The organism is Fibrisoma montanum (genome assembly GCF_003583365.1).
Classification (GTDB): domain Bacteria; phylum Bacteroidota; class Bacteroidia; order Cytophagales; family Spirosomataceae; genus Fibrisoma; species Fibrisoma montanum.
In genome coordinates this window covers 87,793-102,886 of record NZ_QXED01000006.1, presented here as the reverse complement: position 1 = coordinate 102,886, position 15,094 = coordinate 87,793, and the positions used below count along the sequence as shown (strand labels likewise).

The 15,094-nt window shown below is 53.1% G+C and carries 13 protein-coding genes; 11 read left to right on the top strand and 2 right to left on the bottom strand.

Annotation, left to right across the window (positions count from 1 at the left end):
- Positions 1 to 50: 50 nt before the first annotated feature.
- Complete coding sequence (locus tag DYU11_RS20480; protein WP_119669591.1) at positions 51 to 3,578, bottom strand: PAS domain-containing sensor histidine kinase; 3,528 nt, start codon at positions 3,576 to 3,578, stop codon at positions 51 to 53.
- A gap of 293 nt (positions 3,579 to 3,871) precedes the next feature.
- On the opposite strand from DYU11_RS20480, the gene DYU11_RS20475 reads away from it, so the two are divergent.
- From DYU11_RS20475 to DYU11_RS20445, 7 genes are all read left to right on the top strand, one after another.
- The gene (locus DYU11_RS20475; protein WP_119669590.1) at positions 3,872 to 4,786 is read left to right on the top strand and encodes a pirin family protein; all 915 of its coding nucleotides are present in this window, start codon (positions 3,872 to 3,874) and stop codon (positions 4,784 to 4,786) included.
- A gap of 35 nt (positions 4,787 to 4,821) precedes the next feature.
- Positions 4,822 to 5,226, top strand: a complete 405-nt coding sequence (locus DYU11_RS20470) for an OsmC family protein (RefSeq protein ID WP_119669589.1) — start codon at positions 4,822 to 4,824, stop codon at positions 5,224 to 5,226.
- Between the two features lie 94 nt (positions 5,227 to 5,320).
- On the top strand, positions 5,321 to 6,322 hold the full coding sequence (locus tag DYU11_RS20465) for a bestrophin family protein (RefSeq protein ID WP_119669588.1): 1,002 nt from the start codon (positions 5,321 to 5,323) through the stop codon (positions 6,320 to 6,322).
- Between the two features lie 52 nt (positions 6,323 to 6,374).
- Complete coding sequence (locus tag DYU11_RS20460) at positions 6,375 to 7,148, top strand: OmpA family protein (RefSeq protein WP_119669587.1); 774 nt, start codon at positions 6,375 to 6,377, stop codon at positions 7,146 to 7,148.
- Complete coding sequence (locus DYU11_RS20455; protein WP_119669586.1) at positions 7,145 to 7,927, top strand: oxygenase MpaB family protein; 783 nt, start codon at positions 7,145 to 7,147, stop codon at positions 7,925 to 7,927. Before DYU11_RS20460 ends, DYU11_RS20455 begins: the two co-directional genes overlap by 4 nt.
- A gap of 42 nt (positions 7,928 to 7,969) precedes the next feature.
- Positions 7,970 to 9,346, top strand: coding sequence for an L-serine ammonia-lyase (locus DYU11_RS20450; protein ID WP_119669585.1), 1,377 nt, complete (start codon positions 7,970 to 7,972; stop codon positions 9,344 to 9,346).
- Positions 9,347 to 9,480: 134 nt separating this feature from the next.
- Positions 9,481 to 10,557: an AI-2E family transporter gene (locus tag DYU11_RS20445; RefSeq protein WP_119669584.1), complete on the top strand. Its 1,077-nt coding sequence runs from the start codon at positions 9,481 to 9,483 to the stop codon at positions 10,555 to 10,557.
- A gap of 11 nt (positions 10,558 to 10,568) precedes the next feature.
- On the opposite strand, the gene DYU11_RS20440 is transcribed toward DYU11_RS20445, so the two are convergent.
- Positions 10,569 to 11,021, bottom strand: coding sequence for a type I restriction enzyme HsdR N-terminal domain-containing protein (locus tag DYU11_RS20440; RefSeq protein ID WP_119669583.1), 453 nt, complete (start codon positions 11,019 to 11,021; stop codon positions 10,569 to 10,571).
- 104 nt (positions 11,022 to 11,125) lie between these two features.
- On the opposite strand from DYU11_RS20440, the gene DYU11_RS20435 reads away from it, so the two are divergent.
- From DYU11_RS20435 to DYU11_RS33690, 4 genes are all read left to right on the top strand, one after another.
- Positions 11,126 to 11,896 (top strand): AMP nucleosidase, encoded by a 771-nt coding sequence (locus DYU11_RS20435; RefSeq protein WP_119669582.1) that lies wholly within the window; start codon positions 11,126 to 11,128, stop codon positions 11,894 to 11,896.
- A gap of 426 nt (positions 11,897 to 12,322) precedes the next feature.
- Entirely contained in the window at positions 12,323 to 13,141 is an 819-nt protein-coding gene (locus tag DYU11_RS20430) for a tyrosine-type recombinase/integrase (protein ID WP_229365960.1), read from the top strand.
- A gap of 564 nt (positions 13,142 to 13,705) precedes the next feature.
- Positions 13,706 to 14,377 (top strand): hypothetical protein, encoded by a 672-nt coding sequence (locus DYU11_RS20420; protein WP_119669579.1) that lies wholly within the window; start codon positions 13,706 to 13,708, stop codon positions 14,375 to 14,377.
- A 376-nt stretch (positions 14,378 to 14,753) separates the two neighbouring features.
- Positions 14,754 to 15,080 (top strand): IS110 family transposase, encoded by a 327-nt coding sequence (locus DYU11_RS33690; RefSeq protein WP_229365958.1) that lies wholly within the window; start codon positions 14,754 to 14,756, stop codon positions 15,078 to 15,080.
- Positions 15,081 to 15,094 lie beyond the last annotated feature (14 nt).

Genomic DNA, 15,094 nt, shown 5'->3' with positions numbered 1-15,094 from the left:
GTTTGATCGTTATGACGTACCTGCTTCGCGAGTCGCCCGACAGAACGGCGCTATTGCTTGCGGGGAAGAAGCAGGGTGAACACCGTACCCTGACCAACAGCCGACCGGACAGTTAGTTTACCTTTGTGATTTTCGACAATTTTCTTGCAGATCGACAGGCCGATGCCATTGCCTGAGTAGAGTTTTTTATCGTTCAGTCGCTGGAAAGCCACGAATATTTTTTCGGCAAACTCCTGCCGGAAACCGATTCCGTTGTCAATAACATTAATTCTGAAATACGTATCGGTTTCGGGTAGCTGCATGGCGCGTTTTTCGTCGGGAGTTAATTCAGCCGCGATGATCTGAATCTGTACGGATACACCGGATTTACTGAATTTCAGTGCATTGTTTACGAGATTGTAGAACAACTGCTTCAACTGGAACGGAACACCCTGAACCGTCGGAAGCCGGTTCGTACGAAGCACCGCGTTTTTCTCCTGAATCAACAGTTCGTTATCGTCTTCAATGTCCCGAACTACCTCGTTGAGGTCAATGTCTTCAACGGTTCGTTCCGGGTTGGCCAGGGTTGAGTAGTTCAGCAGGTCGGTCAGCAGGCCCGACATGCGATTAGCCGAGAGTTTTACCTTTTCCAGGTAGTTTACTAACGGCGTATCAACCTGACCGACTTCCTGCTGCGCCAGGCCGGCAAACAGCTGAATTTTCCGCAGAGGTTCCTTCAGGTCGTGGCTCGATACGAAGGTAAACTGCTGTAATTCTTCGTTGAGTCGTTCCAGCTCGGAGGTACGTTCTTTAACGCGCCGTTCCAGTTCGGCTTCCATGGTTTTTCGCTCGGTAATATCCCGGCTGATGGTTGCCATTACGGCTGGTTCGCCCTTGCTGTCGTGAATGATAAACACGCTGTAGATGACCCAGTGTGGCTGATTGGTCTTGAAATGGCGGAACCGAATCTCCACCTCGCCGTGGCCTTTCTGTTTGACTAATGGAAAGAAGTGATCACGCAGATACGCATGGTCTTCGGGAAAAAAGCAATCCCATAAGCTGATTTCCAGTACGTTGCCTTCCATGCCCAGCATGTCGACACCGGCTTTGTTGACAAAGAGTGTTTTCATCTGCATATCGCACATGCCGATGAAGTCGCGGCTGTAGTGGGAAATCGACAGAAACTTTTCGCGTTCTTCGTCGGCGAGCTTCTGCTGGGTGATATCCTGAACGATACCGATAATTTTGGTAGGCTGCTGTTCCTCGTTGAAGTAATACTGCCCGAAAATCTGTAACCAGTTCTGGGTGCCATCGCGTCGGTTTATCCGGCACTCATACGTCAGCAGACCCGTTTCGAGGGCTTTTTCATGGGCTGATTTTCGCTGGAGCAGATCGTCGGGGTGAATCCGGGAGACGTAGTCCGGCTGCCCGGCTGCGCCGTCTACGTCGAACAGGTCGTTGAACCGGGGCGACGGAATGACGTGCTGCGTTTGAACGTCGACTTCGTACGTACCTAACTTTCCGGATTCGACGGCCAGCCGGGCCCGGTCGGCGGCTTCCTTGATCAATTGCCGGGACGTAACCTGCTGCGTAATGTCGATGGCAATGACCAGGACGCTGTGCGTTTTACCATTTTCGTCGAGGAGAGGCTCATACACGAAATTGATGAACAGGGTTTCCGGCCTGTTGTTTCTCAGAAGAATTACTTCCTGCTCATGCCCAAAATAGGGCTTGCCGGTTTGCTTTACCTGCTCCAGCAAAGCCGGGAACCCCTGTTCTTTGGCTTCGGGCAGTAAGTCCCAGATGGATCGGTATTGATACCCATCCAGCTTTTTACCCACGAGCTCCATGTACTGGTCATTAGCCAGTTCGATCAGGAAGTTATCGCCCGTAAGGAGGCAGATGCCGACAGGCGCCTGCATAATCAGGTTCCTGAAGTTCTTTTCGCTTTCCTCCAGCCGACGCTTGGTCTTCACCTGCTCCGTAACGTCGATAGCCATGTTCAGGATGCCGTATACATTGCCTTCCGTATCCCGCAGCGGCTTGTAGCTAAAGTTGAAATAGAACGTCTGAAGTACGTTATCGACCACCAGATCGCCCTGATCTTCGGTAGCCTGGTACATCTTTCCGCTGGTGTATACCTGTTCCAGCAACCCATGAAAAGGCTGGTCTTCCAGTTCCGGCAGGGCTTCGCGCACGGTTTTACCGATGACCGATTTGTCTTTGCCCCACAGGCTGATCATGGCATCGTTGGCCCACTGAATCTTCATGTCACGACCAACGTAGATGGCCGTGGCTACGGGGGCTTCCTGTACCAGGTTCCTGAACCGCTTTTCGCTGTCTTCCAGCTCTTTGCGGGCTACGAGTTCCGGGCGCAAATCCCGGAGTGTTACGGCGCGGGAGATAACCTTACCAGTAACCGTATCATGTACCAGTGCGTAGTTACCGTAGCAGGGAATTTCCTCGCCTGTCTGAAAATGTCGGATCCTGACGATCCCCGACCAGTACCCATCGTTTTCGAGCGCAGGTATGATGACCTCTTTCACGACCTGAAACTGATCGGGCGAATAAAAATCTTTAATCTGAATCTGGGTCAGGTCCTGTTCCGGCGTCAGGCCAACCAGCGCCCGGGCGGCCGCGTTCATGTACGTCATCTGCCCGCCGATGGTAGCCATACCCATAAAGTCTTTGGCATTCTCGACGAGCTGCTGTAGTTTTTCCTGCCGCCCTCTGAACTGTTCTTCGGAAGTTATGTCCTGATTGGTGCCGTTGAACCGGATGGGTTTTCCGTCGCGGTCGAAGTACGCTTTACCCCTCGATCTAATGATTCGGGTTTCGCTGGTGAGCGGATTAACAATGGTGTACGTTACATCGTAATGACCACCCGAAGAAGGACGCAAAGCCTGTTGAAGCGCTTCCTGCACGTTCAGGCGGTCGGGAGCCGTTATAATCTCGTTCAGGGCGGCCTGCAGGCTGTTGTTATCGATCTGGGGCAGGCCCAGAATCTCTTTTGTCTTCTGATTGCAGCTGAACCGCAGGGTATCTGGATTCAGGTCCCAGGTGCCCAGTTCGCAGGAATCCAGCGAAAAGTGGAGTTGTTCGAGGGAATCGTGGGTCAGTACCTGCTGCGTTGTGTCGAGAAGGGTTAGCAGCACACCCCCGATGGCTTCTTTCTCTTTGACCCGGCCGAACGAAAGATCCCAGTAGGCGGGTTGTGATCGGCCAGCCTTGTTCATCGGAATCGGGATATTGGTAAGCCGGCCGGCGGTGCTGCCGCTGAGGATGGCATCGACCTGCGGCTTCACGGTAGCCCACAGGGTCGGCCAGACAGCCGCTGCATCAATGCATAGCTCACGTTCGGCTCGATCAGTGAGCAGCGCAAAGGCATCATTATACAGAAAGGTGTACTCGCTTCCCCAAAACAAGCAGATCGGATAGTCGGCACTCAATAGGGTATCAACCGTAGTCAGTAAACTACGGGGCCATACCCGAGTTGGGCCGAGGGAAGTCACCGACCAGTCGAAGGTCTGGATCTGCTGCACCATACCCCGGTCGCTCTCAAAATATGAGAATGAATGCTGCGTGTCAGATGGGTGCATTAAATAAGTACAGTGGAAAACGGTATAACAACGACGGTGGAAATCAGTTGAGTAAATTTACGTTTTTACGGTAAACTATCATATTATTTTAGAGTAAAAAAGCTGATTATCAATTTGTATGCTTTATCATAAGCTGGATCTTCCAGGACGAGCTAGCCGGTGACGGTCAGGCTTATACGTATTTTCCACGATCTTGAAATAAGACAAACTACCTCAGGCCTTCGACCGTTGAGCGCCCTAGAGACAAGGAGGGGGAATATTGCTTCTTCAAAAATTATCAGTTTATTCAAGGTATGCTGGACATTGTTATCGAGGCTCGCCAGGCGGCCATTGGACCAGGGATGGAGGTGCGCCGGATCCTTCCTTTTCGACTGCGCCGGATGGTCGGTCCCTTCATTTTTATGGACCATGCGGGTCCGGTGGCCATTCAGCCGCAGTCGGCTCATTCGATGGACGTACTGCCGCATCCGCACATTGGCCTGTCGACCGTCAGCTATCTGTTTGGCGGGCAGGTGACTCACCGCGACAGTCTGGGAGTGGAGCAGGTGATTCGGCCGGGCGAAGTCAACTGGATGACGGCCGGTCGGGGTATTGCCCATTCGGAACGGTTTGAAGATCCGGCTGCCCTCGCCGGTGGTACGCTGGAAATGATTCAGACGTGGGTGGCCTTGCCGGAAAAAGACGAAGAAGCCATGCCCTCGTTCACGAACTACACCGCCGATCAACTGCCTGTTTTCACGGAAACCGGTGTCTGGATGCGGCTGATCGCGGGCGATGCCTTCGGCTTACGCAACGGTGTGAAACCGCATTCACCGATGTTTTACCTGCACGTCGTACTGCAACCCGGCGTGCGGTTCGGACTGCCGAAGGAACATGCTGAGCGGGCTATTTACGTGGCTAAAGGCAGTGTTGAGGTAGCCGGACGAACCTACACGGCCGGTCAAATGCTGGTTTTCACGAAAAGCGTGGACCCGATACTGGTTGCCAAAGAGTCCGCTACGTTGATGATGCTAGGTGGCGAACCGCTGGGTGAACGCTTCATTTGGTGGAACTTTGTGTCGTCCCGGAAAGAGCGGATCGAGCAGGCCAAGGCCGACTGGAAAGAAGGCCGAATCCTGCTGCCTCCTTCCGACAATCAGGAGTTTGTGCCGCTACCGGAGGATCATTCGCGGCCCGCCGGCAGTCCACCACCCCAGGCACTTTCGTAATTAGTCAATACGTACTGCAAACCCAACAGCCAGGCATGAACATAACGGCCACCATCCGAAACAGCCGTCAGCAAAACGACGTAACGGTTAACACCCAGGGGAATCAGAAGACGATCACTATCCCCGGCAAACCCGCGGGCGGAGGGTCATCCGTTAACGGCGGAGAACTGTTGTTTCTGGCGCTGGCCACTTGCTTCTGCAACGACATCTACCGCGAGGCCGCCCGACGGAACATGGCCATCGAATCGGTCGATGTAACGGTCACCGGCGAGTTCGGTGGGGAAGGCGACCCGGCGTCAAACATCAGCTACCGGGTGCAGATTGAGTCCGATAGCCCCGAGAGTGAGATTCAGGACCTGATTCACTACGTCGACACGGTTGCCGAAATTCACAATACGCTGCGAAAAGGGGTGCAGGTGTCGCTGCAGAGGGCTGATTGAATGCAGGGCGTATTGGGTTGATAAAGTGACGGCTATAGGTAGAACGTAGGGCATTTGATATCTTTCGGCTCCATCAGTCACTACGTTATCCTTTATGCACGCCGGTAAACGCTATACCTTCGCTGAATTCGTATTCTGGACTCGCCGGGACATTTATAAACTGACCCTGTTGTCGATCATCCCGACGGTTCTGTACCACTTTTTCGACTTCACGTTCCTGGCCCTGCCGTGGGTGCCGGTGGCCATGCTGGGTACAGCCGTGGCCTTTATTGTCGGGTTTAAAAACAACGCCAACTACAACCGGCTCTGGGAAGGGCGGCAGATCTACGGCGGTATCATCAACAACAGCCGGGCGTTTGGGGTAATGGTCCGGGATTTCCTGTCGACGGAGCAGGCCGACGACGTCAGGCAACTGTTCTACCGACACTTCGCCTGGCTGACCGCCCTGCGGTATCAACTGCGCGAGCCACGAACCTGGGAAAGCCAGAACGACGTCAACAATGTGGAATACCAGCGCCTGTACACCATTCCCGAGCGCGAAGAAAAACTTGATGCCGTATTGAGGAATTACCTCTCGGACGACGAACATACCTACGTACTGACCAAGAAAAACCGCGCTACGCAACTCATGGCGCTGCAATCGAAGCACATCAATGCGTTGCGGGGCGACCTGAACGACTTCCAGTTGATGCAGCTGCAAACGGTCGTCACTACCTTCTACGACCTGCAGGGCCGGGCCGAGCGAATCAAGAACTTCCCGTATCCGCGCAATTTCTCGTCCATATCGTCGATCCTGCTGTATTTGTTCATTCTGCTCGTGCCGTTCGGTTTGCTGAAAGAGTTCAACGCGATGGGGCAGGGGACGTTCCTGGAGGGTTACACGGTCTGGTTCAACATTCCGTTTGCTACGTTACTCAACTGGGTGTTTGTGTCGCTCGACCGGGTGGGCGACAGCAGCGCCAATCCGTTTGAAGGGGGTGCCAACGACGTACCCATCAGCAACATCTCCCGAACGATCGAGATCGATATGCGTGATATGCTGGACGAAACCAGCTTGCCCGCGCCCATTACCGCGCAGAATAACATCCTGATGTAGAGTACGGCACTTTTTTTGCAGATTACTTTGGGTAAACTACCCGATTTGTACCGTGCGCGCTCTGATTCTGCTTGTTCTGTCTTTTTGCCTCTCGTGGTCGTATGCTCTGGCCCAGTCGCTGACGAAAACGCCAATTAAAACGGCCTTCTCCATCAAAGCCGTTGATGATAAAACGTCGGCTGAGTTGCCGGCGCAGTTTCGCGTTGACGCTCAGGTGGCCAGGAAGCGGTACGCAGGTCAAAGTCAGCCGGGAAAACCGTATGTGTTTGTGCTCGAACGGACGGACACGCTGAACGTAGTAGCCTCGGTCAAGGGGTATTACGAAGCGGAGGAAATAATGGTCGTTTCGTGCGATACCTGCGCCGATTACGAATACATTGTCCGGCTGGAGAAAGCGGCTCCTGCACCCGTTGTGGCGGCACCTGAGGTGGTGGCGAAAAAAGAACCGAAGCCCGACAGTGTTTTTCGGAACCTACAGGTCAATCAGGCGTTCCGGCTCGATAATGTATATTTCGATCAAAGCAGCTACGTGCTGCGGCCCGAATCGTATCCGCAGTTGGATAAGCTGGCCAAGACACTGGCCACGACGCCTAAGTTAATGATCGAAATCGCCGGCCATACCGACAATGTAGGCGACCGGCGGCTCAACCAGTTTTTATCGGAAAACCGTGCAAAAGTGATTACCAACTACTTAATTCGTAGCGGGATCGCTGAAAACCGGCTGCAGCACCGTGGTTATGGCGATTCTCGCCCGGCGGCCCCCAATGATTCAGAAGAAAACAAAAAAAAGAATCGAAGGGTCGAATTCGTTGTTCTAGCAATATGAGCTATCCAGTTGTTTCAGAGTCGGCTGAACCGTTCGTGCAGCCCGACTCCATCGTTCGCCGGATTTGGGGCGACGCTGACGTCATATTGCTGGTTTTTGCCGGTTCAGCGGCCGAGTTCGCTCTGAACCGGGCCGTCGACTGGTTGTTTTTTACGGGGAAGCTGCCCGCCGATCCGATTGCCCGCTTGTTTTCGACGGTGCGCTATGCCCAGGAGATTGTTTTTGCACCCGGCCCAAAAGCCCGCCAGGCCATCAGCCGGATGGGGGCTATCCATAAAGGCGTGGAGCAGAAGCGCGGTTATCAGATTCCCGACTGGGCCTACCGCGACGTATTATACATGCTGATTGATTATTCCGTTCGTGCCTTTGAACTCCTGCACCGACCATTGACCCCGACCGAGAAAGACGAAGTGTTCAGTACGTTTCGGGCGGTAGGAGCGGGGATGCACGTGCCCGATCTGCCCGGTACGTATGCCGACTGGCAGATTGACCGGGAGAGCCACCTGAACCGCGACCTGGTCCGCAGCGAGTATACCGACCGGCTGTTCCGGCGCTACCGCGAGCAGCTCGGCAACTGGCGCTACGATCTGCTCCGGCAGGCCCAGGCTCTGCTGGTACCCAGGCAGGTCAGCCGGTTGCTCGACCTGCCAGCGAAGCCTCTGCTGAATTACACCATGAGCCTGTACAAGGTCTTTAATGCCGTAGGACTCCGCTCCGTTGTGCAGCGCATTTTGTTGCCGACTGCCTATCTCGATCAGATCCGGGCGCTGGATCAGTGACGGGTTGAACCGGTTTTCGGTGCCTTTTTTACTTCATCAACAATGACAACAACACCCATAACGACCTCTGTTTTTGACCTGTTCAAGGTCGGGCCGGGGCCGTCGAGTTCGCATACGATCGGCCCTATGAAGGCCGCTTTTGATTTTCGGCAGCGGATCGGTGTCCTGCCCGCCGAACAGCAGCAACGGGCCGATGCCATCCATATCTACCTCTACGGATCGCTTAGCGCCACGGGCAAAGGCCACGGCACCGACCGCGCCATCGTGGCCGGACTGCTCGGCTGGCAACCCGAAACCACCGATCCGGACGCGCTGCTGACGCTCCTGAAAGACCTGGCCGCCCACTACGACGTAGCGGTTGGTGAACGAACGCTGGGCGTCGGGCCGCAGCATATCCATTTCGAGAAGAAGCGCTACGAGTCAGCCTACGCCAATACGATGGTCCTCCGGCTCACGGCCGGCGAGGACGTATTGCTGGAAGAGGAATACTACTCCATCGGGGGCGGCTTCATTCTGCGCAAGGGTGAACCAGAAGCCGGCCCCGCGGCCATTCCACCGCCGTACCCGTACGGCACCATGAACGAACTGAAGGCGCTGCTGACCGCCCATAAACTGACGCTCGATGAATTGATGCTGCGTAACGAAATAGCCCTGACCGGACGGTCGCGGTCGGAGGTGAACCAGCGGATTGATCAGATTCTGGAGTTTATGCACAGGGCTGTCCGGCGTGGCCTGCGGCAAAAAGGCGAACTGCCCGGCTCCATCCGGCTGCGCCGAAAAGCGCCCGTGTTGTACCAGCAGGCCAAAGGACTGGCTCATTCGTCGGACAGTTTTCTGATTTTTCTGAACGCCTACTGCCTGGCCGCGTCGGAAGAAAACGCGGCCGGGGGCATCGTCGTGACGGCTCCCACCTCGGGCGCGTCGGGGGTGATTCCGGGGCTGACGTACCTGGCCCGGCACCACTTCCACTACGACCGCGCCACACTCCGGGCGGGGATGCTGGCCGCTGCGGCCGTTGGGTTTCTGGTGAAACACAACGCCAGTATTTCGGGCGCCGAAATGGGCTGCATGGGTGAGATCGGTACCGCTTCGGCGATGGGGGCGGCTTTTCTGGCCCAGTGTGCCGGCAAACCCATCGAAGCCATCGAAGCAGCAGCCGAAATCGGGATCGAGCACCACCTCGGCATGACCTGCGACCCCATCGGCGGTTACGTGCAGATTCCCTGCATCGAACGGAACGCGATGGGGGCTGTAAAAGCGTATAACGCGTTTCTGCTGGCTACGTCGGGGGCGGCTTCCATGCAGAAGATTTCGCTCGATTCGGTCATAAAAGTTATGAAAGCGACCGGCCGGGACATGTCGACCAAGTACAAGGAAACATCGGAAGCCGGTCTGGCACTGAGCGCAACCGAGTGCTAGAATACATGACGGGGTGTGTAGGTCAGTTGGATAGGGTAAGCTTATAGTAATCAGTGAGTTGTTGGATTTGGGGTTAACTTTTTTAAACTTATTGCTGAATTACTCATTTACACTAACAAGATTTACTCATCTCAATGGCAAACATATACACCCCCCGTCAGCAGCGCCTGCTGCTGATCACGAGTCTGGTCGTCATAGCCGGATTCATCGTAGCGGGGCTACGCGGGTATGCAACCGCATTTCTAGGAGCCGGTATCCTCTACGTAGTGTTCCGGCCGTGGTTTACGGCACTGGCTCTCAAACGGCACTGGAACCGGTCGCTGGTAACGACCCTGATCATCATTTTTTCGACGGTTGTCATCATCATGCCATTTCTGACGTTGAGTCTGCTGCTTATTGGGCGGATACAGTACTACAGCCAGAACGTCGACGATATTCTCAACCTGATTCATAAAGGCGAAGAACTGACGGGCATCAAGGTCACCAGTCCGCAGAATGTCCGTCAGATTTTGCAGCAGGGAGCCTCCTACGCGAGTCGGCTGTTACCTTCCATTGCGGGAGGAGCGCTGGATTTCATCGTCATCATCGGCTTGATGTTCTTCACGCTGTATTTTATGTTCGTGCAGCAGGAGAGCTTTCAGAAGGGGCTTCAGAAATATCTGCCGTTCAAACGGGATACGCAGAAGGAACTGGGCGAGTCGCTCAAGAACAACGTCAACGCGAACGTACTGGGGCAGGCGCTGGTCTCGCTGGTGCAGGGTGTCCTGACGGGTCTGACGTTATGGATTTTCGGCGTTCCGGATGCGCCATTCTGGGGGGTAGTGGCTTTTTTCATGGCTTTTATTCCCGTGCTGGGTACGCCGTTGGTGTGGGGACCGGCCGGACTCATCAAACTCTCGCAGGGCGATACCGGCGAGGGTGTCGGTATCCTGATCGTGGGTATTGTGGTGATAATCAACATCGATAACCTGCTTCGGATCATGCTGGCCAAGCGCATGGGCGATATCCACCCGCTCGTTACGTTGACGGGAATCGTGCTGGGCGTCCCTATTTTCGGCATTCTGGGTTTAGTGATTGGTCCGCTGCTGCTATCGTACTTTATTGTGCTGATGAACGTATTTGAGCGGGAGAACCGCCAGTTGAGGGCCGAAGCGGTGCAGGATGAGGTGAAGGTGGAAAAGAAAGCCGAAAACGCTGAAACCGGAACATAGCCGGTCGGTACTTACAAAGCCCGGTCGAACGCCGGAAAATCATCCAGGAACGTAATGGCCGCGGTTTCGTGGTCCACGCAGCAGCAGTAGTGCGTCAGGCCGTTGGTTACTATGAGGTAGGGAGCCCGGTGTACGTGGTTGTAGCGGGCAATCTGGTCAAACACGGCTTGCGTCAGCGGTACGTGCGGGGCCTTGCACTCGACCAGCAGGAACGGCTTGCCTTCCCGGTCGAACACGACCACATCCGTCCGTTTCTGGGTTAAATTGAGCGTGAGTCCGCCTTCGGTGCGGATCAGGGCTTTCGGATAGGCGTAGTGCGACATGAGCAGATGAACGATGTGCTGCCGCACCCACTCCTCCGGCGACAACCGGACGTACTTGCGCCGGAGCTCATCGAAAATATAGGGTTTCCCCTCGACTTGCTTAATTTTGTGGCCAAACGCGGGCAGGTTCAACGTGTCCATACGCGAAGATAATGATTGAGTGATTGACTTGTTGAATGATTGAATTAGTTCGTTGGCCTTCTCCATTCAATCACTCAATCATTCAACAAGTCAATCAATTGATAATGAAAACCAAAGACGAGATCGTTCAGAACTGGCTGCCCCGCTACACCGGTACGCCCATTGAGCTGTTTGGCGAATACATTCTGCTGACCAATTTCATCAACTACGTCGAGTTGTTCGCCCAGAAATTTGACGTTGAGATCTACGGCCTGGGTCGGGCCATGCAGACCGCCACCGCCAATAACGTTACGATCATCAACTTTGGGATGGGCAGCGCTATGGCCGCTACGGTCATGGATCTGCTGACGGCGATTCACCCCAAGGCGGTGCTGTTTCTGGGGAAGTGTGGCGGGCTGAAAAAAACGCAGATCGGCGACCTGGTACTGCCCATCGCGGCCATTCGGGGCGAAGGCACCAGCAACGACTACATGCGCCCCGAGATTCCGGCCCTGCCGTCGTTCCGGCTGCAACGGGCGGTTTCCTCGACCATCAAGCGCCACGAACTCGACTACTGGACCGGCACCGTCTACACCACCAACCGGCGCATCTGGGAACACGACGAAACCTTCAAAGAATACCTCCGTGAAATCCGGGCGATGGCCATCGACATGGAAACGGCCACCGTCTTTACCGTCGGCTTCGTGAATGCCATCCCGCACGGGGCGTTGCTACTCGTATCGGACAATCCGCTGGTGCCGGAGGGCGTCAAAACCGAAGAAAGCGATAAGGTTGTCACGACCCAGTTCGTCAACAAGCATCTGGAGATTGGCATCGACGCCTTGCAGGAACTGGCCTCATCGGGCGAGTCGGTGAAACACCTGCGATTTGAGTAGAGACCGGTCCGCTATACGTTTCGGAAGAATGCTGCATCTTTGCAGCTTACCTACCGTACGTACATGATAACCATTCACCTTGACGAACGCGACCCGGCGCTGCTGACGGTCTCGTTTCCAGCAGACCCTATCGGTAACGATCTAATTCGACAAGTACCCGGCCGTCGATGGAGTTATTCACGAAAAGCATGGGTCGTTCCCAATAGTCGGGAAACTGTAGTAAAAATCGGGCAGCTATTCGGCAAAGAGTACTGCCGGTTTGACGAAGCGGTGGTTCGGCTTTACAAACCTACCGCTACGGTAGCCGAGATCGAACGGGCAACGAATCCGGCATGGCCACCTCCGAGCAAGCGAACAACTGACTCACATCGATTGCCTTTCCGATATATGCCGCCCAGGCGCGAGTATGACCGGCACCCGGTTATTATGGCACTTAGTGAAGCCTTGAAGGTAGGTAATTACAGCTTCAAGACTTTCAAAAACTATAAACAGGCATTAATTACGTTAATTCGCTACGTCGGTAATAAGCCAATTGAGCAAGTGACCAAGACGCAGTATCAGAAATACCTCCTGTTTCTGATCGAGAAAAAACAATTGAGCAGTGGTACGCTGAACGTACACATAAACGCCTGGAAATTCTACTGCGAAAAAGTGCTGCAACGCGAGAAAGAGTTTTATGACGTTCCGTACCCACGGCAACCTCAGAAACTACCAACAGTTTACAGCGTTGACGAAGTAAAGGCGATTTTCAAGGCAACAACGAGCCTTAAGTACCGGACGTTATTTCAGGTTGTTTACGGAACGGGTTTGCGTCTTAGCGAAGTGGCTCATCTGCGCTTGACAGACCTTGATCGAAATCGACATTTGATAACTGTCTGTAGTGGAAAAGGCAGAAAAGACAGGGTTGTTATGTTGACCAATAAACTTGACATCATTCTTGCCGAATATCTAACTAGGTACAAGCCTAAGCGATTTTTGTTTGAGGAAGTGCAGACAGGTGAACCTATAGCAAACCGGGCTATTCAACAGGTTTACAGTGATGCAGTGCGATTTGCGGGAATTACAAAGAAAGGCGGCATTCACTCATTACGCCATAGCTTTGCTACTCATCTCCTTGAGTCAGGGATGGACATTCGGAATATTCAGGCGTTACTGGGCCACGAAAATATCCTGACAACCATGCGCTACACCCACGTAACCACCGATAGAATCAGTACCTTCAAAAGCCCTCTGGACGACCTGTAAGATCATGCCGACGTAGCATTGTTCTTAACTGCGACAGGCTATAGAACCGACTTTTAAGAACGTAACCCTGTGTGTAGCGTTTTATGCTGCGCCGAATACGCCGGAGTTCTCCCCGTTTCGTAATGCGATAGAGTTCGTTGTCGTCGCCGAAAAAGTAGTTAGAATACCCCTCAATGTCCCAGTTACGTTGCACCGGGACCTGTTGTACATACCGTTTAATCACTTGGTTATACTTTAATTTGTGATTGTTAAACTTAAGCTGTTGATTTAAAAAATAAAATAGTCATAAAAGGTTACTAAAAATTACGGAACTAAAAGTAGGTTATAGTGAGTGCTTTACGCACAAGTAGTTCCGCAAAATCGCGCCCTTTATATTGTTGGGTGGCCAGTCTAAGCCGCTTGCTGACACGCCCACCCAACACGTTATTGTACGTTTGACAGCTTAATTAGTTAGGGGTCGGGCGACAGAAGAAACGTCCCGGTGAGGTAGCTTTGGGCTTCTATCTCCAGCTTTCCGGCGACAACATGAACGCTTACGTTGGACGGCTTTGATTAAAGAAACGAATGAAAGGACGAATTTTCTTAAACACTGGCTTATTTCCTAATGGTCATGCTTTAACTAAGTTTGATTGGACAGCACGGCTTATTCCAGGTGCAGGTCTGTTTTTTGACTTTGATATTCAATCTGAAGCTTATTGCTCAGATTATGATGGAAACTTTGAGGATGAAGACCATCTGCTTTGGGAATCAAAAGGAATGTGGGCTAACTCAGGAGCTTGTTGGATTAGTTCGACGGATGAATGGGAAACGGGATTCTTAGTAGGCAATAGTGTAGAACCATTCACTTTCGAGCGGCTTGGTAATGCCAGTTATTGCCCTGACCCATTAGAAGGCTACTGGGAAAACGAAGACCGAAGTTTTGCCGCTTACATTCTAGATCACGATTTTGTTTGTGGGCATACCATCGAATTTGAAAAGCAAGAATCCGGTTTGTATGCAATCAATTGGACAGGTAAGGTTGCCTTATCCAATGAAGGTGACTTTGAATTTAAGTACAACTTTTTGGTCAAGGCAAGCGAGGTAAAGTTTGATGGAGTTCGTTTTCCAGCTAGAATGACATTGGATGAAGCAAGAGAAGAGTTAAATAGATACGTTGTGAATATTGACGAGTTCACTGTGAAAAACTATCAAGCTGACACTCGTTATTTTCCAGAGCCACGCTTTGTACCATTATAAATTTCAGCTAAATGTAGTGCCATGTTACGGGCGACAAGTTGCACGTCCCGAAGGAAAGCGAGCAGCCCAACAGCCACCGTGTTCGCGGGCGAACGAACCCAGAAGAACGCATGAGAACTAAGAGCCCCCTTTTGGCCCTATCTTTACCTAGCTGTCAGTAGCCCCTGGTGGGAAAGTCGTCTCTGTTTGTTGGTGCTGATCAACCCGTCCAACTGCCCGATTTAGCTATTCGTCATTCAAGGGCTTGCCCTTGGATGCTTTGAGAACCCAACTGGTAGAGGAGCTAAGTCTCCTACTCCGTACATTCTGATTATTGTCTATATTAAAATAGCCCGCTGATAGCTTTTTGTGTTCAACTGCTTACTTCCTTTCAACTATGAAAAAGCAGCCTGACTATCTGGCTATGCCCGTCATCCATCAGCAGGTGGCCGGTATCGACATTGGCTCCCAGTTCCATGTGGTAGCCATCGGCGACGATCCCAAGCAGCATGTTCAGCAGTTTGGGGTCTCCACTAAAGAGTTGTTTCGGCTGACTCAGTGGCTGACTGACCATCAAGTCAGGCATGTGGCCCTAGAAGCAACCGGTGGTTATGAACGAGCACTGGTCAATGTGCTTCAGGAAACCGGCTTCGAGGTGCTGGTGACCTCAGGGGCAAATACCAAAAACTATCGTCGCTTCAACGGGGCCGCCCGCGCGGTCTGACACCTCCGATGCTA